Below are 21,368 nucleotides of genomic sequence, written 5' to 3'. Positions count from 1 at the left end.
ATCGGATGCGACCCGTGACAAGACAATCGAAATTGAATGGCCCCCCTCTCCTGCAGAAAGGGGAGCTCCACGCCCGAACCGTGGTCAAACTCAGAAAAATGATCACATCCGGCGAGCTGCGGCCGGGGGAACGCATCAGGGAATCTCATTTCAGCAAGGTGCTGAACGTGTCCCGAACACCATTTCGCGAGGCTGTTCGAACCCTCGCGGCGGAAGGATTGATCAATATATCCCCCAATCGCTCCCCCGTCGTCGCCAATCTCGACGCGGCGGACATAGAACATCTCTACGACGTCGTGGCGACGCTGGAGGCGATGGCGGGCGAACAGGCGTGCCGGGTGATCACCCAGGCCGAACTGGCCGACATCATCACCATTCACCGCCGCATGCTGGAGAGTTACGAGAAACAGGAGCGCGCCGAATACCTGAAGCTGAACTTCCGCATTCATCAGAGAACTGTGGAGATCGCCGGCAATCCCGTTCTGCTCGCGAGCTGGCTGGCGCTGATGCCCCGGATGGAACGCGCGCGCGCGCTGGCCAATCTCGACGGCGACCGCTGGCTCGGAGCCGTGACCGAACATTCAAGAATGCTCTCCGCTCTCGCCGAAAGGGACGAAGCGTTGCTCGCGGCGCTGACGCGGGCGCATTTCCGAAACGGCCTGATCGTCTCCAAGCGATATTTGCCCTCTGCCGCGTCGGCGCGCAATGTGGACGCGGCGCGTCAAAGATATTGATTTTCAAAATTCATGCATGCAAGTTGATGGAAATCAGAACAAGCACATGGGAGAAATCAAATGGATCGCAGGCGTTTCAACATGCTCGCCGCGGCGGGCGGAATCGGCGCTCTGACCGCAGGATGGATTCGCCCCGCCGCGGCTGCGACGAATCTCCGTTACGCGCATGTCGGCTCCGAGGGAGACATCCAGTACTGGTACGCGGCGCGCGTCGCGGAGCGCCTGCCTGACGCCACCGGCGGCGATGTCACCGTCACGGTCTTCCCCAATTCGCAGCTTGGCGGGGTGCGGGAGACGATTGACGGCGTGCGGTCCGGCTCGATTTCGCTGGCGCATCATGAATTCGCCTCCCTCGCCCAGCTCGTCCCCGACATCGCGGTCTTCAACGCGCCTTTCGTCTATCGGGACGGTGAGCACGCGCTGAAAGCCACGGACCCGCGGAACTCGGACGTCCTTCAGGAGTTCAACGAGAAGCTGGTCGAGAACGGCAACATGCGGATCATCGGGCGCCTTTATCGCGGCGCGCGGCAGATGACCGCGAAATTCGCGGTCTATTCGCCGGAGGATCTCAAGGGCAAGGCGTTCCGCGGGGTGCCGCTCAAACTCTGGACCTCGATGATCCAGGGCTTCGGCGCCGTTCCGACGCCGGTCGAAGTGAGCGAGCTTCCGACCGCGCTCATGACCGGCATGGTGATCGGGCAGGAAAACCCCCTGACCATGATCAACGCCAACAAGCTCTACGAAGTGCAGAGCTACGTCATGATGACCAGCCACATGCAGAACGTGCTTCCGGTCTTCATCAACGAGGATGTCTGGTCCTCGTTGCCCGAAAAGGATCGGACCGCGACCTACGAGGTGCTCGACAAGCTCGCCTACGAGACGCTGGCCACCGCCGAGAGCGCGCAGACCGAACTCGTCTCCACGCTCGAGGGCGAGGGCATGACCTTCATCACCGAGGCTGACGGCCTGAAGCTGGATGAATTCCGCACGGACGTGATCGCGCAGGTCAACGAGGATTTCCCGACCTGGGGCCCGTATATCGAGCGTATCGCCGCCATAAAATGATCCGGATCGGCGGGCGGCGTCGATCCGCCGCCCGCGCCTCGCAGCGGGAAGCAACATGAGCGCACACCCCGGACCTGACGGGCCGGAGGAGCAGGCCGATCTCAGGATCGACCTGCTCCTCCATCCTTTCCGCGTGACGTTGCGCATCGCCGGCCTGTGCGTGCTGGCGCTGTTGGTCGCCACGCCTGCGCTCCAGGTCTTCATGCGTCAGGTCCTCAACATGCCGATGATGGGCGCCGAAGAATTCTCGCGGTTCCTGCTGATCAACGTCGTGATGCTTGCGATCCCCTATACGGTTTCATCCGGCGCGAGCATACGTATGGAAGAATTCATGCTCATTCTTCCCGAGCGCGTCCGCGCCTGGCTGATGATCCTGATCTCGGCGGTGTGTTTCGCCGCATTCGCCTTCGCGTCGTGGTCGGTGCTGGTGGCGATGGCGGCGAACATGAACAACAAGACCCCGACCTTGGGGATTCCCTACTACATCTTCTTTGCGTCGGGCGGGATCGGTTTTCTCCTCGCTTCGCTCGAGTTCATCGCCGTCGGCGCGAAAGCCGCCTTGCGGCTGCCTCTGTATCGAAGTTTCGAAGCGGAGCTGCCCTCGGAGGAGCTGAAACTATGACGTTTCCCGAGATTGCGTCCTCTGGAAACGCCCGATGAGCCTGATCGTCATAGCCACGTTCTCGGTGATGTTCGTGATGGGGTTTCCCGTCGCGCTGGCGATCCTGGTCCCGTCCATCATCTACATCGCGTTCTCCGGCTTTCCGATCGAGCTGATCGGGCAGAGAATGACCTACGCGCTGGATTCCTTTCCGCTGGTCGCCGTTCCGGTGTTCATCTTCGTCGGCAATCTCATGAATCAGGCCGGCGTGACGGTGCGGATCTTTCGCTTCGCGGAAACGCTCGTCGGCCGCGTGCCGGGCGGCCTCGCCCAGGTCAACATCTTCTCCAGCCTCATCTTTTCGGGTATGAGCGGCGCCGCCCTCGCCGATGTCGGGGGGTTGGGCAAGGTGGAGGTGAAGGCGATGACCGAACGCGGTTTCACCCCGGCGTTCTCCGGCGCCGTCACCGTCGCTTCGGCTGTGGTCGGGCCGATCTTCCCGCCCTCGATTCCGCTCATCATCTACGGTTCGGTCACCGGCGTCTCGATCGTCCAGCTTCTGATCGCCGGGATCATCCCGGCCGTCGTCTGCATTTTCATGTTGATGCTCATGACCGCGCTGATCGCGACGCGTCGGAATTATCCGCGCGCCGAACGCTGGGCCCGGCCCTGCGAGATCTGGCGCGCGTTCGTGCCCGCCTCTCCCGCGCTCGCCGCGCCGATCCTGCTGGTCGGCGGGATGTTGCTCGGGCTGTTCACGCCGACCGAGGCGGCCTCGGTCACGGTTGTCTACATCCTTCTGATCAGCAGCCTCGTCTACCGCGAACTCACCGTCGCGCACCTTCTTCATTCGGCGTACGAGACCATCAAGAGCACGGCGGCCATCCTCGTCATCGTCTCGGCGGCCGCTCTCTTCGGCTGGATTCTGGCCGTGGAGCAGGCGCCCCAGGCGTTCGCCGGGATTCTGCTCGGACTTTCGAAAGACCCGCTCACGCTGCTCCTGATCGCCAATGTGATCTTGCTGATCACCGGGATGTTTCTCGACAGCACCACCGCCACGCTCCTCGTCATCCCGATCATCGCCGGCCCGCTCCATATGGCGGGGGTCGACCCGGTCCATCTCGGCATCGTGGCGATTTTCAACCTGATGCTCGGTCTGGTGACGCCGCCGATGGGCCTCTCGCTCTTTCTCATCATGGATATAGCGCAAGTCTCCCTCCGCGCCGTTCTGCGGGCGCTGCTGCCTCTCTACATCCCGCTTTTCGCCACGCTCGCGCTCCTGACTTTCTTCCCCGAAATCTCGCTCCTTCTGCCCAAGCTCATGCGGTGACCTCATGAAAATCATCGACGCGCACCACCACTTCTGGGATCTGGACCAGAACTACCTGCCCTGGCTCCGGGACGAGCCGCCGATTCCCTTCCGCTATGGCGACTATTCCGCGCTGAAGCGGAATTTCATGCCGGCGGATTACAGGGCCCTGACCGGCAGGTTCGACGTGATCGGCTCGGTTTATATCGAAGCCGAGTTCGACCCGAACGCGCCGCTGGCGGAGACCGCGTGGGTGGCTGAGGTGAAGGAGGAACACGGGCTGCCGAGCGTCATGGTCGCGCAGGCGTGGCTGGACCGCGGCGACGCGCCCGACCTGCTGTCCGCTTACGGCCGCGATCCGCTGGTCCGGGGGATCCGCCACAAGCCGGCCTCGGCGCCGGACCCGAGGGATGCGAAACGCGGCGCGCCCGGCTCGATGGACGATCCTCGCTGGCGCGACGGGTATTCCCTGCTGGAGCCGAACGGCCTGTCCTTCGACCTCCAGACCCCCTACTGGCATCTCGACGCCGCCTACGAGCTGGCGAAGGATTTTCCCGACACCCGCATCATCGTCAATCATACCGGCCTGCCCGCGGATCGAAGCGATGACGGGTTGAAGCAATGGCGAAAGGCGCTGTCTCTGATCGCCGACGCGCCCAACGCCGCGCTGAAGATTTCAGGGATCGGCCTGCCCGGCCGGCCTTGGACCGTCGAGGATAATGAACCGGTCGTGCTGGACGCGATCAGCATCTTCGGCTCTGACCGGATCATGTTCGCCTCGAATTTCCCGGTCGATGGCCTCACGGCCTCGTTCGAGACCATCTTCTCCGGGTTCGACCGGATCACCGCCGGCTTTTCGGATGAAAACCGCGCCGCGATGTTCTGCGAGAACGCGCGGCGCATCTACAGAATGGAGATTTGAACATGACCGAGCGTAAATTGCGGTTGGGTTTCGTCGGCCTTGGCATAATGGGAGCGCCGATGGTGCGCCGGCTCCTCTCCCAGGGCTTTGACGTCACCGTCTGGAATCTCGAACCGGAGCGGGCCGCCGAAGTGACGCCTCATGGCGCGGTCTGGGCGGAGAGCCCGGCAGAGGTCTGGGCCGCCAGCGACATTCAGCTTCTCTGCGTCCTTCATGGCGCGGCGGTGGAGGCCTGCTGCTTTGGCGACAACGGCTTCGTGAAGGCGAAGGGCGGCGCCGATCTGGTGATCGACTTCTCCACGGTCCCGCCAGGCAAGACCGTCGAAATCGCGACCCGGTTCAAGGAGGCCCACGGCGCGAACTGGATCGACAGCCCGGTCTCCGGCGGCCCTGGCGCCGCCGAAGACGGAGGCTTGACCGCGATGCTCGGAGGCGACGAAGCCGACATCGAGCGCGCAAGGCCCGTCCTGAACGCCCTGACGCAAAACGCGACCCGCATGGGGCCGCTCGGAGCCGGCCAAGCCACCAAGACGCTCAATCAGGCCATCGTCGGCGTCAATTTCGTCATGTTGGCCGAGATGCTGGCGCTCGCCAAGAAATCCGGGATCGACGCGTCCCTCCTTCCGGCCGCCCTCGCAGGCGGCATGGCGGACTCGGTGGCCCTGAAGCGGATCTACACTCAAATGCAGGCCGAGGATTTCGATCCGCCGAAAGCCTACGCGCGGCAGATGGCGAAAGACCTGCGTGCGGTCTCGGCCTATATGGAGGAAAAGGAGCTGAGCCTGCCATTCATCGAGCATTCAATCTCCGCCTACCTCGAATTCGCCGAGGGGAACGAGATGAAGGACGCCGCATCGATCAGCCAGTTTGTGGCCAAGCGCGGGTCCGGCGCGGCGTGATCGGCCCGATCTGACGCATTTACGGCTCGGGCCGGGCGGCGCTTTCCGGCGCCGCCCGCCGGACGCGCATCCAGCTCCATCCTCCAAAGGCTCCCCGGCGGCGCCTTCTTCTGCTCTCCGGCAGGATCATCCTTCACGCATAAATCCCGCGCGGCGCCGCGGGCGGGCTTGATTCCGCCAACTTTAACATCCATATGCCATCCACAGGGATGGATAGTGGAAATATGAGCGACATCAGACACCAGCGGGACAAGACGCCGGACAGTGAAAAAATCACCATCAATCTCGGCTATGTCGATCTGGGACGCATCGATCTGCTGGTGAAGGAGGGATTCTATTCCAACCGCAGCGACCTGATCCGGACAGCGATCCGCAATCAGCTCGACAGCCACGTCGAGGCGGTCAGAAACTCCATCGAACGCCATACGATGGAGCTTGGTTTGCGAACTTACACGCGCGCCGATCTGGAGGCGCTGCGGGACGCGGGCGAAATGCTGCATGTCAGGGTCGTGGGGCTCGCACGCATCGATTCCGACGTCACGCCCGAACTCGCCAGAGAGACCATCGGCTCCATCGCCGTTCTGGGAGCCTTGCAGGCCAGCCCGGACATCAGAAAAGCGCTTGCAGACCGCATCAATTAGCCTGCGCCACCCGAATTAGGGACAAAAACGATGATCGATCACACCGCCGGCGCTCAGCGCCGGGCGACCGGCGACGCACGCAGCGCGCGCACCGCATCCGCCGCCGATCTGGTGCGGCGCACGCTCGCGCAGCACGGGCTGACGCCGGGCCTGGACTGGGGGCCGGCCGGAACCGTCCAGACGGGCGCGTCGGCGATGGAAGACCTGTTGACCCGGTTCACATCGCCGCTTGGCGACGCTTCCATGAAGGAGGCTCCGATTCCCGAAGGGGCGGAGTTTCGAACGGAGCGGTTTTCATGCGCGGCGGGCAGCCGGGCGTACCGCACTTACGTCCCATCCACTGCGGCGGAAGGCGTGGCGGGCGTTCTGGTCATGCTGCACGGCTGCACGCAGAACCCCGAGGATTTCGCCGCCGGAACAGGCATGAACGCCCTGGCGGAGACGCGCCGCCTGATCGTGATCTATCCGCAGCAGTCGCGGGGCGACAACGCCCAGTCGTGCTGGAACTGGTTCAGCCGCGGCGATCAGCGCCGGGACCGGGGCGAACCCGCCATCCTCGCCGGCATGACCCGGAAAGCGATGGCGGAGCATGGCGCGCCGAGCGACCGGACCTTTGTCGCGGGCCTTTCCGCCGGCGCGGCGATGGCCGTGATCCTTGGCGAGACCTATCCGGACGTCTTTTCCGCCGTGGGCGCTCATTCCGGTCTGCCGTTCGGCGCGGCGAAGGACGTCGCCTCCGCGTTCGCGGCCATGTCTGGCGGCGCGCAAGGCGCGGCCGGCGGCCGCCCGCACACGCCGGCGGTTCGCACCATCGTCTTTCACGGATCGGCGGATTCGACGGTGCATCCCTCGAACGGGGAGCGCATCGCTCAACAGGTGATGGACCGCGGAGCGTGGCGAACGATCGAGACCGACGCGCGCGCATACGGGCCGGGGCGAAGCTTCACCCGTAAAATCGCGACGACGGCGGACGGTGTGATCGAACTCGAGCATTGGGTCGTGGACGGGCTGGCGCATGCGTGGTCCGGCGGGCGGCCGGGGGGCTCCTACACGGACGCCAAAGGCCCGGACGCCAGCGCCGAGATGGTCCGGTTTTTCCTCGGCGCGCCCGACCAGGGCGTCTGAGATGACGAACATGGCTCTGACGTTCGACGCGATAGACGAGCCCGCTCCCGGGCCGAAATGGGCCGCGCGGTGGCGGCGGTCATGGCCCGCCTACGAGGCGTGGTTCATCGCTCATGGCGGCGACCGGGGACCGTCGAGATCTGAATGCCGGTCCGCCATGCGGCGCCACATGCCTGAGCTGGCGCCGATCCATGATCGACTGGTCGCGATCGCGGGCGGATCGGATCGCGCCGCGCGGTTTCTGTCCACATGGCGCCCGCCAACCTATTTCGGCGGATGTTCGCTGGCCGCGGCGGCGGACGGGAAAGACGTGAGGCTGGTCCGAAACTATGACCTGTCGCCCGACCTGAACGAGGGCCTCCTGCTGCGGAGCGAATGGTCCGGGCGCGCGGTGATGGGCATGGTCGAATTCTTGTGGGGGCTTTCCGACGGGATCAACGACGCCGGCCTCAGCGTGGCGCTGGCCTATGGCGGCAGAACGGAGACCGGGCGCGGGTTCGGCGTGACCACGATCCTGCGCTATGCGCTGGAGACGTGCTCCTCCGTCGATGAGGCGGTGAAGGTTTTCGAGCGCGTGCCGTCGCACATGGCCTACAATCTTGTCCTCGCCGACGCGTCGGGCGCCGTCGCGAGCCTGGAATTGTCTCCGGGAGGCGGCGCGCGGCTGATGCCGCAGGCGATCGCCACAAACCATCAGAGCGGCCATTCGATGGCGGACCGGCCCGGTTTCACGCGGAGCCATGAGCGTCATGCTCATCTCGCCCGCATGCGGGTCGAGCCGCGAAACCTGAACCGACAGTTCCTCAGAAGCCCCCTGCTTCAGGATCGTTACGCCGAAGGGTTCGGAACCTTGTTCACCGCCGAATACTCGCCGAGGGCCCGCTCCCTCGGCCTGACGATGCGCGGCGCGCGGTGGAACCAGACGCTCGATGCGTTCGAGGAGGGGCGAAGGATCGTCGACTATTCCCGCCGGGAGGCGCCGTCCGCCGCCGCCCCCGCAGACCATCAGCGCGGCTTCACCGGCCCGGACTGGACGCTGGCCGCCCGGATCGACTGGACCGCCGCCGCATGGGGCTACGCGACCGGCTGGGCCGCGCCGCCGACACCCGCCTCTCCAAAAGCGCCTGACAGGGGATAGCCGGCTTCCGCTCCAAATGCCGTCGAGATCTTCCGGCCGAAGATCATCCTGCGCGATCTCCGCGCCTCTGATCGATGCGAGATGTCGTTCAGGAGCACGAAAGAGACCAAGCGACAAAGGGTCGAGCCCCGCGCCCGGCGCTTTCGCGCCGAGCGTCGGCCATGGGAGCCAGGCCGGCGCGGGCGATCTCGGCCCCCTCAGGCCCCCCTTTGACAGATGAAAGGGCTGACCGTCCGAGACGCCCGCCGGCGGCGGTTCAGGCGTCCGGCGTCATAGCGCCGGCCGCCGTTCATGCCAGTTCGTCATGCGCTGATAGGCGTCGCAGAGCCGGATCGCGGTGGTTTCCGCGAAAGGCCGGGCGATCGCCTGGAAGCCGACCGGCAATCCGCCTTCGGTGAAGCCGCACGGCGTCGAGATCGACGGCAGACCGATGATGTTGGCGGGAGCGGACAGGCGGACATAGACCCAGGTCACCGGCTCATCCACGCCGCCGAGCCTCATCGTCGCCTGCCCGGCCGGCGCGGCCGGCGCCGGGACTGTGGGCGCGACCATGACGTCGATCCCCTCGTAGATCTTCGCCCATTCCCGCTGCATCAGCTGGCGGATGCGCAGCGCCTGAAGATATTTGGTCGCCGGCAGGAACTCCCCCGCCTCCAGCAGGACGCGCACGTCCTCCTCGTAAAGATCGGGGCCGTTCCGGAGCATCCAGCGATGATATTCGCTGGCCTCGGCGAGAATGATGGCGAACTCCACGCCCATGATCTGGTCGGGATAGGGGATCTCCACCTCCGAGATGATCGCGCCTTCGGCCGCGAACGCGTCGATGGCGGCGCGGACATGGGCCTCGACCTCCGGATCGACATTGTCGAAGAAATAGTTCTTCGGCACGCCGATCCGCATGCCTTTCACATCCTTCCCGAGGGCGGACATGTAATCGTCAGCCGGAATGTCCACGCTGCCCGGGTCGCGTGGATCATACCCGGCGAGCGGGCCGAGGCATGCGGCCGCGTCCGCGACCGTGCGCGCGAGCGGCCCGACATGATCGAGCGACCAGGAGAGGGAGGTGACGCCGGCGCGGCTGCAGCGCCCATAGGTCGGCTTCAGGCCGACAGTGCCGCAGACCGCGGCCGGGATGCGGATCGAGCCGCCGGTGTCCGTGCCGAGGGACATGTAGGTGCTGCCGGCCGCGACCGACGCGCCTGACCCGCCGGAGGAGCCGCCGGGGCTGTGGTCCGCGCCCCAGGGGTTGCGGGATTTCGGCGTCGAGATCCCATAGGCGAATTCATGCGTATGGGTCTTGCCGAGGATCACCGCCCCGGCCTTCCGCAGCCGCGCGACCGCGGCGCAATCGGCGTCCGCGACCCAGTTCTCCCGCTGGCGCGAGGACGCGGTGGTCGGCGCGCCCTTCACGCCGTACAGCTCCTTGACGCCGACCGGGACGCCGTGGAGCTCCCCCCGCCAGTTTCCCTTCGCGATCTCGGCTTCCGCCGCGCGGGCTTCGGCGCGCGCGCTCTCCGCCATGAGACGCGAGAAGGCGGACAGCTTTCCCTCCGTCGCTTCGGCCCGCGCGAGGCAGGCTTCAGTCACTTCGACCGGAGAGACCTCTTTCGCCTTGATCTTCGCGGCGACTTCTCTGAGCGACAAATCTGCGAGCGCGGTCATGACTGCGGCCTCCAGCGGGGGTCGAATGCGTTCGTGGGGGCCACCTCTCCGACATCCACCGCGTCGAGCGCGTCGAACGCGGCGAGAATGCCCTCAAGCGCGGGCGCGACGATCTCGGCGCGGCTCGCCGAAAGATCGAGGCGCGCGATCTTCGCTGCGGCGCTCAGGTCCTGAGGGGTGAGAGGCTTGGGAGTAACTGGGGACATGTCGGGAACTCCTTCACTCGACGGTTGCTGGGTGGAGGTAGACTCCATGGAATACGCAACACGGCAAGGGCCTGCCGCAGGGGAGTAAAAACCAGCGCGGCGCGACCCGGATTAATCTTGCGCAACCATTTAATCTATGCTCCCGTAATGCAAGGGAATTTTTCTGACCGCGAACAAGGAACCTGCATCGTGCACGACGTTATCAAGCTTTTGTTTGATGTCGCCGCCTTCGCGTCGATCATGGTTCTGGTGGTTTCCGGCCTCGCGGTGATCGCGAGCCTGATGGGAATCTTCAATCTCGGACATGGCGAATTCGTCCTGCTCGGGGCCTACACCGTCTTTCTCTTTCGTGAATGGGGGCTGCCGGTCTGGCTCGGCATGATCGCCGCGCCCTTCGTCGTCGGCGCGTTCGGCGCGGGCGTGGAGCGGACCGTGATCCGGCGCTTATACGCGAAGCCGATAACCGCGATGCTCGCGACCTATGCGATCGGCCTGATCGTGCGCGAGGTCGTGCGCGGGCTGATCGGCGGGCAGTATTACGCGATCGAGGAGCCGCTTTCCGGCGCCTTCGCCCTCGGCGGGATCAATTTCTCGATCTGGCGCACCGTGATCATCGGCGCGACGATGGCGGTGATGCTCGCCGCCTATCTCTTTCTGACGCGGAGCGCGACCGGCCTTCAGATCCGGGGGGCGCTGGAGAACCCGGCCCTCGCGCGGGCGTCGGGCGTCTCCACGACGCGGCTCTACGCGCTCACCTTCGCGCTGGGCGCCGGGCTCGCCGGGCTGGCGGGCGCGCTGATGGTGCCGCTGTTCTCACTCTCGGCCGATCTCGGGGTCCGCTTCCTCGTGCAGTCGTTCCTCTCGGTCATGCTGGGGGGCGTCGGCTCATTCGAGGGACCACTTCTCGGCGCCGCGCTCGTCGGATCGATGGTGCCGGGCTTCCAGTGGCTGCGTCAGATTCCGGGGCTGGAGGGAGCCATCAGCCCGGTGGCGGCCGAGGTTCTGGTCTTCGTGACTGCGCTTCTCATCGTCAAATTCAGGCCGAACGGCCTTTTGAGTTCAGGGAGGAAATGAAATGAACCCCGACCAGGTTTCTCGCCGTGGGTTTTTGAGAGGCTCCGGCGCTCTCGCCGCCGCCGGATGGGCCGCCGTCGCCGGCGGCTGGGTGCTTCGCCCCGACTGGGCGCACGCCGCGTCCCCGATCAAGATCGGCATCGCGACCGACGTCACCGGCGCGCTCGCGCCCTCCGGCAACTCCTGCTGGCAAACCGCGCAGCTCGCGGTGAAGCGGATCAACGACGCCGGCGGCATTCTCGGCCGGCCGGTCGAGCTTCATCTCGAGGACACCGCGAGCGACAACGGCGTCGCGGTGAGCAACGCCCGCCGCCTGGTTCAGCAGAGCCAGGTCGACGTCGTGCTCGGCGGGATCCTCTCCTCGACCCGCGAGGCGCTGATCAACCCGATCGCGCGCCGCGGCAAGACCCTCTACATCTACCCGCAGCTTTACGAAGGCGGCGAATGCACCAAGAATGTCTTCTGCACCGGCCCGACCCCGGCGCAGCAGGCCGAACCGATCCTGCGCTATCTGATCGAGGAGCAGGGCAGCAAGCGGTTCGCGCTGCCGGCCGCGAACTACATCTGGCCGCAGGTCCTGAACAAGTTCGCGCGGAAGGTGATCGAGGATCTGGGCGCCGAGGTGGTGATGGAGGATTACTTCCCGATCGACCAGCTCGAATATTCAGCCGTGGTCGCCAAGATCAACTCCGAGAAGGTGGACCACGTCTTCAACACCACGATCCCGCCGGGGCTTCAGGGCTTCACCAAGCAGCTCTACGAGTCCGGCTATTACGATCATGGCGGCTTCAGCACCGTCTATTTCGACGAAAATTCGGTCAACTTCGTCCCGCAGCGGGAGCTGGAGAACGTCTATTCCTGCCTCGACATGTTCCAGACCGTGGACGATCCGTTCACCCAGCAGATGCTGGCCGACTATCGCGAGATGTTCCCCGACACGCTCTACAAGCTCACCGCAGGCTCGACCTCGACCGGGACCTATCGCGGCATCAAGTTCTATGAGCAGGCCGTGATCGCGACGAACGGCGACCTCTCCCTCGAGGCGGTCAGCGAAGCGATGCAGAACGCGGAGATCAAGGAAGGGCCGGGCGGCCCGGCCCGAATGGTTCCGGGCACGGGCCATGCGGAGATGAACATGTACATCGCCCAGTCGAAGGGCGGGGTCTGGAACATCATCTCGCAGAACACCGGCGTCGCGCCGCAGGAATGCGCCTGATCCCGTCATCCCATCATTGACCCCCGCGGCCGCCCCCGATCTTCCCTCGGGCGGCGGCCGCCCCTTCCTTCAGGATGATTCATGGCCGGTGCGAAACCCAGGACTCGGCGCAAGGTTCTGCCTTTTCTCGAAATCGCGGTTCTGATCGGGCTGGTTGCGGTTCCGCACCTGACCTCCGATTTTCAGACGATCATCGCTTCGCGGATGCTGATCCTCGCCATGCTCGCGATCAGCTTCGACCTTTGCTGGGGGTATTCCGGCATCATGACCTTCGGGCAGGCGCTGTTTTTCGGCTCGGCCGGCTACGTGGCGGCGATGCTGGCCAACAACGCCGGCGTCGTGCAGATCTGGGCGATCGTGCCAGCCTCCATGCTGGTCGGGCTGGTCGGGTCGTTCCTGGTCGGCTGGTTCCTCCTGCTCGGGAAACGCACCCCGACCCTGATCTTTATCGCGCTCGGCACGTTGACGGCGTCCTATGCGGCGGAGCGCTTGCTGGCGGGGTGGCAATGGGTCGGCGCGGCCAACGGCATGTCGATCTGGGGCTTCCTCCAGATCGGCTCCCATGAGCTGGAGCCGGGCGTCCTCTTCTACTATATCCTCCTCGCGCTGCTTCTCGCCGTCTATCTGGCGAGCCGCTGGATCGTGCGCTCGCAATTCGGGCTGGTGCTGGCGGGGATGCGCCAGAACGAGGAGCGCCTCGCCTATTTCGGCTACCGGGTGCAGGCGTTCAAGGCGCTGATCTTCTCCTTCGCGGGGATGATCGCCGGGATGGCCGGCGGTCTCTACGCGTTCCACGAAGGCTTCATCGGGCCGTCCTCGGTCGGCATCGGCCTCTCGACCTATGCGGTGCTCTACGGGCTTTTCGGCGGGGTGGGAACGCTGCTCGGCGCGGTGTTCGGCGTCGGCGCGATCGAGACGATGGCCTTCGTGCTCTCCGATATCGACATGCTGAAGCCCTATTGGCCGGTGATCCTCGGCGTCATCCTGCTGGTGGTCGTCGTCTATCGCCCCACCGGGCTGCTCGGCCTCTTCCTGTTCGAGCGCGAGCGGATCGGCTCGTTCGGAATCGGCGGCGCGGCGCGGCGGAAGGCCGACGCCGCGCGCAAGACGGAGGACGGGAATGGCGCTGCTTGAGGTCAGAGCCGTCACCAAGACGTTCGGGAGCCTGAAGGCGCTCGACGGGATCGACGTGACCGTGGCGGCGAACAGCTTTCACGGGCTGATCGGCCCGAACGGCTCCGGCAAGAGCACGCTTCTGAAGGCCATCGCCGGGGTTCACTTCCCCACCTTCGGCACGGTGACCTGCGATGGGCGCGACATCACGCATGCGGCGCCCGCCGCGCGCTCGCGCGCCGGCGTCAGCCTGAAATTCCAGATCACCGCCGTGCTGAACCAGCTCTCCGTCTATGACAACGTGCTGCTCGCGCTTCAGGCGCATCGCTCGATCTGGGGGCTCCTGCGGTCGGCCTCGCGGACGGCGCTGCATGACGAGGTGATGGACGCGCTGGAGCAGTTCCGCCTCGCGGACCGCGCCGACGATCTCGCCGGCGAGCTCAGCCACGGCCAGCAGCAATGGCTGGAGATCGCGATGGCGTTAACCCAGAAGCCGAAGCTCCTGCTGCTCGACGAGCCGACCGGCGGCATGAGCCCCGAGGAGCGCCGCGCCACCGGCGACCTGCTGGCGCCGATCAAGGCGCGGTGCGCGATGGTCATCGTCGAGCACGACCTCGATTTCATCCGCGACATCTGCGACCGGCTGACGGTGCTGGACAATGGCCGGGTGCTGGATGACGGCGCCGTCGCCGAGATCCAGCGCTCGAAGAAGGTTCAGGAGGTTTACACCACCCGTGTCTGATCCGATTCTCAGCGTTCGCGACCTCAGGTCCGGCTATGGCCGCAGCCAGGTGCTGTTCGGCGTCTCGCTTTCCGTCCCGGCGCAGGGCGCGGTCGCGGTGCTCGGGCGAAACGGCGCCGGCAAGACCACGCTCCTCAAGACGCTGGCCGGGGAGATCCGGCCGATGGGCGGCGCCGTCGTCTTCGACGGCGCCGATTGCGCGGATGAAGGCACGGAGCGGCGCGTCCGCCGCGGTCTCGGCTATGTTCCGCAGGATCAGGCGGTGTTCACCTCGCTCACCGTGCGCGAGAATCTCATGCTCGGCGCGATGGCCGATCCGTCCGGCGACGGCTTCGACATGGCGCTGGATTTCTTCCCGAAGCTCGCCGGCCGCCTCGGGCAGCAGGCCGGAACGCTGTCCGGGGGTGAGCGCAAGATGCTGGCCATCGGCCGCGCGATCCTTGGAAAGCCGCGGCTCCTGATGCTCGACGAGCCGACGGAAGGCGTGTGGATCGGCGTCATCGAGGAGATCTCGGAGCGGCTGATCGAACTCTCGAAGGAGATCGCGCTCATCGTGGTCGAGCAGCATGTCGCGCTGGCGCTTCAGGTCGCGTCGCACGCCTATGTCATGGGCCGGGGCGATATCGTGCTGGAGGGGGCGACGGCGGAAATCCGCGACAATCCGGACCTCGCGCGCCATCTCGCGCCATGACCCCGTGAGGGGACGTCTGTGGACGCCCCCCTGGGCGCATGCGGCGTTTTCGGCGGGATCGGCCAGGCGATCGGGCGCGCCGGGCCGTCCATTCCCTGACGACGCGAAGCGATCCGCCGCCCCCGAACCCCGTCAGGCGCCGGCTTGCGCCGCCACCCAGAGCTGAAACAAAAGCCCTGACGCGAGGGCGCCGGTGAACGCCAGGCCGATATAGAGCGCAAAGACGCGCGGTCGGGCCAGCACCCAGACCGCCATCGCCGCCGGGATAGAGGTGACGCCGCCCGCGACGAGGAACGCCATGCCCGCGCCCGGCGCCATGCCCTGTTCGATCAGCCCGCCAACCAGCGGCAGCGCGGCGTAGCCGTTCAGATAGGCCGGCGCGCCCACAAGCGTGGCGGTCAGGATGGGCAGGAGCCCCTCGCCTCCAAGCGCGGCCGTGACCGCCTCGGCCGGGATCCAGGCCAGCATCAGGCTTTCGAGGATGAAGGCCAGCGTCAGCCATTTGGCCAGGAACAGCGTCGTGGCGAGGGCGGTGTCGACAAAACGCGCGCTGCGCTCAGGCTCGCGCCAGAAGCGCCAGACCACCGGCTTCGGCGCGCGGATCTTGGCCCCGCCGCAGCCGCCATCGCCGATGCCCTCGCGGAGCGGATCGGCCAGCGCGCCGCCACGCGACAGGACATGAACGACGGAGCCGCCGAACACGCCCAGCCCGATGGCCGCGACGGTCTTGGCCACCGCGAATTCCAGGTCGAGCACGCCCGCCGTCAACACGAACATCGACGGATCCATGATCGGCGACGCCAACCAGAACGCCATCACCGCGGACAGGGGCACGCCCATCGCCAAGAGCGCCGCGATCAGCGGGATCACCCCGCAGGAGCAAAACGGCGAGACCCCGCCCGCCAGCGCCCCCAACCCGATCATCAGTAGCGGCGCGCCGATGAAAGCCTTGGCGATCAGGTTGTCCGCGCCGGTCGCGCCCGCCCATGCGGCGATGGCGATCGACAGGACCAGAAACGGCGCGGTGTGCAAAAGCGCATCTCCCGCGAAGAGCGCGCTCTCGGCGGCCTGCGTCGGATCGAAGACCGCCAACGCCGCAAGGATCAGCGCCGAGGCGAGCCATACCCGCTGGTCCCGCCAAAGCCGCCTCATCGAGGACTGGAAGCCAGGGGTGAAAAGGGTTGCGTTAATCATCACCAAGTTCCCGGTTTTCTGGTGGTTTCTGGGAAAGAAAAAGCGCCTTCATGCGTCACGCGGCGTCCTCCGCGGGCCGCACCGTCACGCCGGAACAGCATTCCGACGTCAGAAAGGCGAGCACCCCGCGCATCGCCGGGAAATCGACCCGGTTGAACACCTCGCGCCCCTCCCTGTGCTGCAGGACAAGGCCCGCCTGAACCAGCGTGGACAGGTGATGCGCGAGCGTCGAAGGGGCGAGGCCGAGATGGTCGCCGATATCGCCGACCCTGAGGCCTTCGTCGCCCGCCTTCACCAGCAGGCGAAAGATCGCAAGGCGGGCGTCATGTCCAAGGGCGGCGAGCGCGCGGGCGTTGGAGCTGATCGTCGTCATGCGGCTAAAATAACCACAATTCTAGTTTTGTAAATGAGTCTCGCGCGCGCGGGCGAAAAAATGTGCGCGGCCCCGCGTTCAACGGCGCCGACAGCCGACTCCCCGCGCGCGCTCATTCAAGGCGGTGAGGGGCCGACCCTCCCCGGCTCAAGGCGGTCTTGTCGGATGGGGCCGATCGACCCGTCAGACGCCGGCGCCGCCATCCACTCTGAGTTCGACTCCGGTGATGAACCCCGCTTCGTCCGATGCGAGGAAGACCGCGGCGCGGGCGATGTCCCAGCCGGTTCCCTGTCGCTTCATCGGGACCATTTCGGCCCGGGCGCTGGCGAAGGCGGCGGGGTCGTTGTCGCCGGCGACGAAGACGTCCACATGCGGCGTTGCGATCATGCCCGGAAGGATGACGTTCGAGCGCACCCCGTGGGCCGCGTATTCCGCCGCGATGGATCCGGACAGGCGATTGAGGCCCGCCTTGGACGCTTCGTAGGAGACATAACTGTAAGGCCCGGCCTTGATCGACGCGACGGTGGAGATGAAGACCAGCGCGCCCGAGCCGCGCTTTCGCATCCCGGGCAGCACGGCTTTGCTGGTGAGATAAGCGCTCCTCAGATTGACGTTGAAGACGCGGTCCCACTCGGCGGGCTCGGTCGCCTCGACGCCGCCTTTCGTGCTGATCCCGATGTTGAAATGCAGGATGTCGATCCGGCCCCAGGTCGAGATGGCGTGGGCGACCGCGGCCTCGACATCGTCCTCCAGCGTCATGTCGCCGGCGAAGATCTCGGCCTCGCCGCCTTCTCCGACAATGACGCCGCGGGTCTCCTCCGCCGCCGCCTCCGAGCGATCCACGGCCAGAACCTTCGCCCCCTCCCGCGCGTAGAGGACGGCCGCGGCCTTGCCGTTGCCCCACCCCGGGCCGACCGAGCCGGCGCCGATCACCATCGCAACCTTGCCTTCAACCCGTTTCGTCATCAGACGCCCTTTCAGTTCAGAACCAGTTCCGGCAGCCAGAGCGAAAGCCCCGGCGCAAGCGAGAGCGCAGCCAGAAGCGTAAGGCCGATCGCGATGAAGGGCGCGATGTCGCGAAGGCTCTTCTCAAGCGGAAGATCGCCCAGTTTGCATGCGACGTTCAGGCAGAGCCCGATCGGCGGCGTGATCAACCCGAGGCAGAGATTGACCACGATGATCACTCCGAGCTGGGTGGGATCGACGCCAAGCGCCATTCCCGCCGGATGCAGGATGGGGACCAGCATCACCATCGCCGCGTTCGCCTCCATGAACGTGCCGACCATCAGCATCAGGATATTGACCAGGAGGAGAAAGAGGAGCGGATCGCCGCCGATCGCGGTGATCCAGGCCACCGCCGCCTGCGGAACCTGCGCCTGCGCGAGAACCCAAGCGAAAAGCTTCGCCGCGCCGACGATGATCATGATGACGGCGGTCAGCTCCGCCGTCTCGCGGAGGCTGGCGACGACGCCGCGCCATGTCAGCTCCCGGTAGACGGCGGCGCCGACGATCAGCGCGTAAACCACCGCGACCGCCGAACATTCGGTGACCGTGAACGCGCCGCTGAAGATGCCGACGAGGATGAACACCGGCAGGAACAGCGCCGGCGCGGCGGCGGCGAAGGTGCGCCAGAGCTCGCCCGGCCCGCTCGGCCGGTGCACCGGATAGTTTCTGACCCGCGCGAGACGCCAGGTGATCACGAGAGCGGCGAGGCTGAACAGCGCGCCGGGGACGATGCCGGCGAGAAAGAGCTTGATGATCGACTGTTCGGTGATGACGCCGTAGACGATGAAGCCGATCGACGGCGGAATGATCGGCGCCACCACCGATGACGCCGCCGTCACCGCCACGCTGAAGGAGCGGCCATAGCCGAGGCGCGTCATTTCGGGGATGAAAATTCGCCCGAAGACGCTGGTGTCCGCCACCGCGGAGCCGGAGATTCCGCTGAAGAACGTCGAGGCGACGATATTGCTCATCGCAAGCCCGCCCGAAAACCGGCCGACGAGCGCGTTGGCGAAATCGATCAGCCGCGTGGTCATCCCGGTCGAGGACATGAGCGAGCCGGCAAGCAGAAAGAACGGGATCGCCAGCAACGTGAAGCTGTCCATCCCCGCGAAAAGCCGCTGGCCGATGATCACGGGGTTGATGCCCCCATCGATCCAGATGATCGACAGGCAGGCGATGATGATCGCGAACCCGAGCGGCGTCCCGATCAGGATGAGCGCGACGATGACGCCGCCGAGCGTTCCGATCATGGCTCCACCTCACCGGCGAGCCGCCCCGCGCGGGAGAGCACGAGCAACACCGCGATCAGCGCCGCGCCGACGGGGATGGCGAGATAGGGATAATACATCGGGATCTCGAGCGCGGGAGAATCTCGCCGGCCGCCGAGCGTGGCGAAGGCGTAGCCGTAATAGGCGAGCGCCGCCGCCATCATCAGGATCAGCGAATCGCGCACCCAGCCGACCGCGAGCCGGAGCCCCTCCGGCAGGGCGTCGAAGGCGACCGTCACCGCGATATGGCCTTCACGCCGGATGATCAGGGCGCTGCCGATCATCGTCACCCAGGCGACGAGAAAGCGCGCGACCTCCTCGGTCCAGCTCGGCGTGTGGCCGAAGATATAGCGGCCGGCGACCTGAATGCAGATACTCGCCACCATCAGGCCGAGCGCACCCAGAAGAAAAAGATCCAGAGCGCGCTCGATCCGGCGCGCGACACCCAAAAAGCTCACGATAAACCTCTCTGGCCGGAGCGGCGGACGCGCCGCTCCGGCGGGCGAGCGCCAATGGCGGCGCTCATTCCATGGCGTTGATGCGCTCGACCCAGTCTTTCAGCTCCGGGAAGTCGTCCTTGATCGGCGCCACCGCGGCGCGGAACGCCGCGACGTCCGGCGTGATGAACTCCATCCCCCGCTCGGTCAGGGTGGTCTTGTAATCGGCCTCCTGCTTGAGCATCTGGTCGGTGCCCCAAAGCATGGCCTTGTCGCCTTCCTCGATCAGGATCTGCTGAAGCTCCTCGGGAAAGGAGGCGAAGCGCGCCGCGTCGAAGATGAACGTCATCGCGCCGATCACGTGATCCGTCTCGACCACATATTTCTGAACCTCGTCGAGGCGCTTGCTCTCGATCACTTCGAGCGGGTTCTCCTGCCCGTCGATCACGCCCTGCTGGAGCGAGGTGAACACTTCGAGGAAGGGCATCGGCACCGGGCTGGCGCCCAGAAGCTCCCAGGTGCGGCGATACATCTTGAGGGGCGGCACCCGCAATTTGAGCCCGCTCAGATCCTCCAGCGTCGAGACCGGACGATTGGAGGTGAGTTTGCGCGCCCCGCGATAGCCGGCGCCGACGATGCGGAACCCGGTGCGTTCCTCGATCTCCGCGAAGAGTTCTTCGCCGGTCGGGCCGTAGAAGAGCGCCTTGAAATGATCCAGATCGCGGATCAGGTAAGGGAACGCCTCGATCCCCGGCAGCGGGTCGTAGCGGTCGAGCGTGCCGATCGACTGGATCACGATGTCATTGGTGCCGATCTGGAGCGCCTCGATCGATTCCGCCCAGGTCCCGGTCGTGCCGCTTGCGGCGACCTTGAACGTGACCTTGCCATCGGTGCGGGCTTCGACGCCTTCGATGAGTTTTTCCGTGACCTCGTACCAGATGTTCCCCGGATCGTAGATATGCGCCACCTGCAGCGACATTTCCTTGATCTCGGCGCGGGCCTCCTGCCCGAAGCCGACGCTGGCGAGGACCGCCGTCGCCAGAAGCGCGGCGCAAGCGCCGCCGAAGCGCGAAGCCGGCCGGCCTCGTGAATGGATCGTCATGAGCGTTTCCCTTGTCTTGTCGCGCGCGTCACGCGCCGCGATCCTGATCTTCAACAGTTTCCAAACCGGGCGCGCACCAGCTTTCGGCGTGGTTGCGCGCGCCTATCGCCTGCAAACGACGCGGAGATCGTTCTCGCAGTCTGCAAGTCCTCCTGGCGCGCCGCCTCGCGTCGTCCTCCCCTCATCGCCCGGTTCATCCGGACGCATTTTGTAAACAATCAGAGCAATCGACGCGCCCTGTCAACCGCCCTCTGCGGTCGCGCGCCGCGTGCTGCGCTTTGACCCAGTGTACGGGCGTGAATTCCTCAGTCGCCCAGTCCTCGCTGAAGCGCCCGAGGCCAGAGGCGCGTGTCGTTCCCGCCGCCGAAGGGCGCATCGGGGGCGTCATTGGCCGCGTGATCGCCGAAAGCCGGGGCGCGCCGGCGGCCTCGTTTCAGATGGAGGGAGGGCGCCCCTCGCAGGGCGCGGGCGCCGGGGAGCATCGGCCATGACGGCTTGGCGGCCCCTCTCGGCGGAGCCGCCGCGTTGACGGCCGCGTTCACCCGGTTCTGTTCATTCTCCGGGCGCGCTCACTTCAGCGACCACTTGATCTGGAACTCGACCTCCTCTTCCTCCTCGCTTCTTTCATGCTCGATCGAAAATGTGGCGCGCGCCGGCACTGATATCCGCTCGCCCGCGATCTGGATTTCGAAGCGTTTCCCGGCTTCCAAAGCGTCCGCAAGCCGGCGCAGCTTGTCGATGAACTCCGGGATAGGATAATTCTTCTCGATGTCTCGTTCAGGTTTCCGCGCCATCTCTCACTCGCTCACTGTTGTGTTGGGGCTCTTCGCTCAGACTTTCCGATTCTGCGC

At 65.8% G+C, this 21,368-nt stretch carries 23 protein-coding genes; 14 read left to right on the top strand and 9 right to left on the bottom strand.

The window, feature by feature from the left end:
- Positions 1 to 5: 5 nt before the first annotated feature.
- The 9 genes from WG921_RS01285 to WG921_RS01245 all read left to right on the top strand — a co-directional run bounded on the left by WG921_RS01285 (position 6) and on the right by WG921_RS01245 (position 8,434).
- Positions 6 to 734 (top strand): GntR family transcriptional regulator, encoded by a 729-nt coding sequence (locus tag WG921_RS01285; RefSeq protein ID WP_340107366.1) that lies wholly within the window; start codon positions 6 to 8, stop codon positions 732 to 734.
- Between the two features lie 60 nt (positions 735 to 794).
- Positions 795 to 1,799 (top strand): TRAP transporter substrate-binding protein, encoded by a 1,005-nt coding sequence (locus tag WG921_RS01280; RefSeq protein WP_340107364.1) that lies wholly within the window; start codon positions 795 to 797, stop codon positions 1,797 to 1,799.
- A gap of 55 nt (positions 1,800 to 1,854) precedes the next feature.
- A complete protein-coding gene (locus WG921_RS01275; protein WP_340107363.1) occupies positions 1,855 to 2,421 on the top strand; it encodes a TRAP transporter small permease in 567 nt (188 codons plus the stop codon).
- Between the two features lie 34 nt (positions 2,422 to 2,455).
- On the top strand, positions 2,456 to 3,730 hold the full coding sequence (locus WG921_RS01270; protein ID WP_340107362.1) for a TRAP transporter large permease: 1,275 nt from the start codon (positions 2,456 to 2,458) through the stop codon (positions 3,728 to 3,730).
- Positions 3,731 to 3,734: 4 nt separating this feature from the next.
- Positions 3,735 to 4,631, top strand: coding sequence for an amidohydrolase family protein (locus WG921_RS01265; RefSeq protein WP_340107361.1), 897 nt, complete (start codon positions 3,735 to 3,737; stop codon positions 4,629 to 4,631).
- Positions 4,632 to 4,633: 2 nt separating this feature from the next.
- Complete coding sequence (locus WG921_RS01260; RefSeq protein ID WP_340107360.1) at positions 4,634 to 5,530, top strand: NAD(P)-dependent oxidoreductase; 897 nt, start codon at positions 4,634 to 4,636, stop codon at positions 5,528 to 5,530.
- A gap of 224 nt (positions 5,531 to 5,754) precedes the next feature.
- On the top strand, positions 5,755 to 6,171 hold the full coding sequence (locus WG921_RS01255) for a CopG family transcriptional regulator (protein WP_340107359.1): 417 nt from the start codon (positions 5,755 to 5,757) through the stop codon (positions 6,169 to 6,171).
- A 30-nt stretch (positions 6,172 to 6,201) separates the two neighbouring features.
- On the top strand, positions 6,202 to 7,296 hold the full coding sequence (locus tag WG921_RS01250) for an extracellular catalytic domain type 1 short-chain-length polyhydroxyalkanoate depolymerase (protein WP_340107358.1): 1,095 nt from the start codon (positions 6,202 to 6,204) through the stop codon (positions 7,294 to 7,296).
- 1 nt (position 7,297) lies between these two features.
- Positions 7,298 to 8,434: a C45 family peptidase gene (locus WG921_RS01245; protein ID WP_340107357.1), complete on the top strand. Its 1,137-nt coding sequence runs from the start codon at positions 7,298 to 7,300 to the stop codon at positions 8,432 to 8,434.
- 270 nt (positions 8,435 to 8,704) lie between these two features.
- Here WG921_RS01245 and WG921_RS01240 read toward each other — a convergent pair whose 3' ends face one another.
- Positions 8,705 to 10,096 (bottom strand): amidase, encoded by a 1,392-nt coding sequence (locus tag WG921_RS01240; RefSeq protein ID WP_340107356.1) that lies wholly within the window; start codon positions 10,094 to 10,096, stop codon positions 8,705 to 8,707.
- Positions 10,093 to 10,302, bottom strand: a complete 210-nt coding sequence (locus tag WG921_RS01235) for an Asp-tRNA(Asn)/Glu-tRNA(Gln) amidotransferase subunit GatC (protein ID WP_340107355.1) — start codon at positions 10,300 to 10,302, stop codon at positions 10,093 to 10,095. The genes WG921_RS01240 and WG921_RS01235 overlap by 4 nt, the downstream gene beginning before the upstream one ends.
- Positions 10,303 to 10,491: 189 nt before the next feature.
- Here WG921_RS01235 and WG921_RS01230 point away from each other — a divergent pair, with 189 nt between their 5' ends.
- The 5 genes from WG921_RS01230 to WG921_RS01210 all read left to right on the top strand — a co-directional run bounded on the left by WG921_RS01230 (position 10,492) and on the right by WG921_RS01210 (position 15,138).
- Positions 10,492 to 11,376: a branched-chain amino acid ABC transporter permease gene (locus tag WG921_RS01230; protein ID WP_340107354.1), complete on the top strand. Its 885-nt coding sequence runs from the start codon at positions 10,492 to 10,494 to the stop codon at positions 11,374 to 11,376.
- Position 11,377: 1 nt separating this feature from the next.
- Positions 11,378 to 12,592 (top strand): substrate-binding protein, encoded by a 1,215-nt coding sequence (locus tag WG921_RS01225; protein WP_340107353.1) that lies wholly within the window; start codon positions 11,378 to 11,380, stop codon positions 12,590 to 12,592.
- An 81-nt stretch (positions 12,593 to 12,673) separates the two neighbouring features.
- Positions 12,674 to 13,726, top strand: a complete 1,053-nt coding sequence (locus tag WG921_RS01220) for a branched-chain amino acid ABC transporter permease (RefSeq protein WP_340107352.1) — start codon at positions 12,674 to 12,676, stop codon at positions 13,724 to 13,726.
- Positions 13,713 to 14,447: an ABC transporter ATP-binding protein gene (locus WG921_RS01215; protein WP_340107351.1), complete on the top strand. Its 735-nt coding sequence runs from the start codon at positions 13,713 to 13,715 to the stop codon at positions 14,445 to 14,447. The genes WG921_RS01220 and WG921_RS01215 overlap by 14 nt, the downstream gene beginning before the upstream one ends.
- A complete protein-coding gene (locus tag WG921_RS01210; RefSeq protein WP_340107350.1) occupies positions 14,440 to 15,138 on the top strand; it encodes an ABC transporter ATP-binding protein in 699 nt (232 codons plus the stop codon). Before WG921_RS01215 ends, WG921_RS01210 begins: the two co-directional genes overlap by 8 nt.
- A gap of 132 nt (positions 15,139 to 15,270) precedes the next feature.
- On the opposite strand, the gene WG921_RS01205 is transcribed toward WG921_RS01210, so the two are convergent.
- The 7 genes from WG921_RS01205 to WG921_RS01175 form a co-directional block, all read right to left on the bottom strand.
- Complete coding sequence (locus tag WG921_RS01205) at positions 15,271 to 16,332, bottom strand: permease (RefSeq protein ID WP_340107349.1); 1,062 nt, start codon at positions 16,330 to 16,332, stop codon at positions 15,271 to 15,273.
- 55 nt (positions 16,333 to 16,387) lie between these two features.
- Complete coding sequence (locus WG921_RS01200; RefSeq protein WP_340107348.1) at positions 16,388 to 16,705, bottom strand: ArsR/SmtB family transcription factor; 318 nt, start codon at positions 16,703 to 16,705, stop codon at positions 16,388 to 16,390.
- A gap of 183 nt (positions 16,706 to 16,888) precedes the next feature.
- Complete coding sequence (locus tag WG921_RS01195) at positions 16,889 to 17,671, bottom strand: SDR family NAD(P)-dependent oxidoreductase (RefSeq protein ID WP_340107346.1); 783 nt, start codon at positions 17,669 to 17,671, stop codon at positions 16,889 to 16,891.
- An 11-nt stretch (positions 17,672 to 17,682) separates the two neighbouring features.
- On the bottom strand, positions 17,683 to 18,960 hold the full coding sequence (locus WG921_RS01190; RefSeq protein WP_340107345.1) for a TRAP transporter large permease: 1,278 nt from the start codon (positions 18,958 to 18,960) through the stop codon (positions 17,683 to 17,685).
- Positions 18,957 to 19,436: a TRAP transporter small permease gene (locus tag WG921_RS01185; protein WP_340107344.1), complete on the bottom strand. Its 480-nt coding sequence runs from the start codon at positions 19,434 to 19,436 to the stop codon at positions 18,957 to 18,959. Before WG921_RS01185 ends, WG921_RS01190 begins: the two co-directional genes overlap by 4 nt.
- 64 nt (positions 19,437 to 19,500) lie before the next feature.
- The gene (locus WG921_RS01180) at positions 19,501 to 20,517 is read right to left on the bottom strand and encodes a TRAP transporter substrate-binding protein (protein WP_340107343.1); all 1,017 of its coding nucleotides are present in this window, start codon (positions 20,515 to 20,517) and stop codon (positions 19,501 to 19,503) included.
- A 569-nt stretch (positions 20,518 to 21,086) separates the two neighbouring features.
- A complete protein-coding gene (locus WG921_RS01175) occupies positions 21,087 to 21,311 on the bottom strand; it encodes an amphi-Trp domain-containing protein (protein WP_340107341.1) in 225 nt (74 codons plus the stop codon).
- Positions 21,312 to 21,368 lie beyond the last annotated feature (57 nt).

Source organism: Paludibacillus litoralis, from assembly GCF_037646705.1.
GTDB classification, from domain to species: Bacteria; Pseudomonadota; Alphaproteobacteria; order Rhodobacterales; family Rhodobacteraceae; genus Pikeienuella; species Pikeienuella litoralis.
The sequence above is the reverse complement of the archived record's forward strand: the minus strand, read 5'-3'. Positions and strand labels throughout refer to the sequence as shown.

Coding starts and splice junctions, on each gene's coding strand:
- WG921_RS01190 (WP_340107345.1), bottom strand. CDS start 18,960: ATGATCGGAACGCTCGGCGGCGTCATCGTCGCGCTCATCCTGATCGGG.
- WG921_RS01240 (WP_340107356.1), bottom strand. CDS start 10,096: ATGACCGCGCTCGCAGATTTGTCGCTCAGAGAAGTCGCCGCGAAGATC.
- WG921_RS01195 (WP_340107346.1), bottom strand. CDS start 17,671: ATGACGAAACGGGTTGAAGGCAAGGTTGCGATGGTGATCGGCGCCGGC.
- WG921_RS01245 (WP_340107357.1), top strand. CDS start 7,298: ATGACGAACATGGCTCTGACGTTCGACGCGATAGACGAGCCCGCTCCC.
- WG921_RS01215 (WP_340107351.1), top strand. CDS start 13,713: ATGGCGCTGCTTGAGGTCAGAGCCGTCACCAAGACGTTCGGGAGCCTG.
- WG921_RS01285 (WP_340107366.1), top strand. CDS start 6: ATGCGACCCGTGACAAGACAATCGAAATTGAATGGCCCCCCTCTCCTG.
- WG921_RS01175 (WP_340107341.1), bottom strand. CDS start 21,311: ATGGCGCGGAAACCTGAACGAGACATCGAGAAGAATTATCCTATCCCG.
- WG921_RS01280 (WP_340107364.1), top strand. CDS start 795: ATGGATCGCAGGCGTTTCAACATGCTCGCCGCGGCGGGCGGAATCGGC.
- WG921_RS01180 (WP_340107343.1), bottom strand. CDS start 20,517: ATGACGATCCATTCACGAGGCCGGCCGGCTTCGCGCTTCGGCGGCGCT.
- WG921_RS01260 (WP_340107360.1), top strand. CDS start 4,634: ATGACCGAGCGTAAATTGCGGTTGGGTTTCGTCGGCCTTGGCATAATG.
- WG921_RS01275 (WP_340107363.1), top strand. CDS start 1,855: ATGAGCGCACACCCCGGACCTGACGGGCCGGAGGAGCAGGCCGATCTC.
- WG921_RS01235 (WP_340107355.1), bottom strand. CDS start 10,302: ATGTCCCCAGTTACTCCCAAGCCTCTCACCCCTCAGGACCTGAGCGCC.
- WG921_RS01255 (WP_340107359.1), top strand. CDS start 5,755: ATGAGCGACATCAGACACCAGCGGGACAAGACGCCGGACAGTGAAAAA.
- WG921_RS01200 (WP_340107348.1), bottom strand. CDS start 16,705: ATGACGACGATCAGCTCCAACGCCCGCGCGCTCGCCGCCCTTGGACAT.
- WG921_RS01265 (WP_340107361.1), top strand. CDS start 3,735: ATGAAAATCATCGACGCGCACCACCACTTCTGGGATCTGGACCAGAAC.
- WG921_RS01205 (WP_340107349.1), bottom strand. CDS start 16,332: ATGATTAACGCAACCCTTTTCACCCCTGGCTTCCAGTCCTCGATGAGG.
- WG921_RS01250 (WP_340107358.1), top strand. CDS start 6,202: ATGATCGATCACACCGCCGGCGCTCAGCGCCGGGCGACCGGCGACGCA.
- WG921_RS01225 (WP_340107353.1), top strand. CDS start 11,378: ATGAACCCCGACCAGGTTTCTCGCCGTGGGTTTTTGAGAGGCTCCGGC.
- WG921_RS01270 (WP_340107362.1), top strand. CDS start 2,456: ATGAGCCTGATCGTCATAGCCACGTTCTCGGTGATGTTCGTGATGGGG.
- WG921_RS01220 (WP_340107352.1), top strand. CDS start 12,674: ATGGCCGGTGCGAAACCCAGGACTCGGCGCAAGGTTCTGCCTTTTCTC.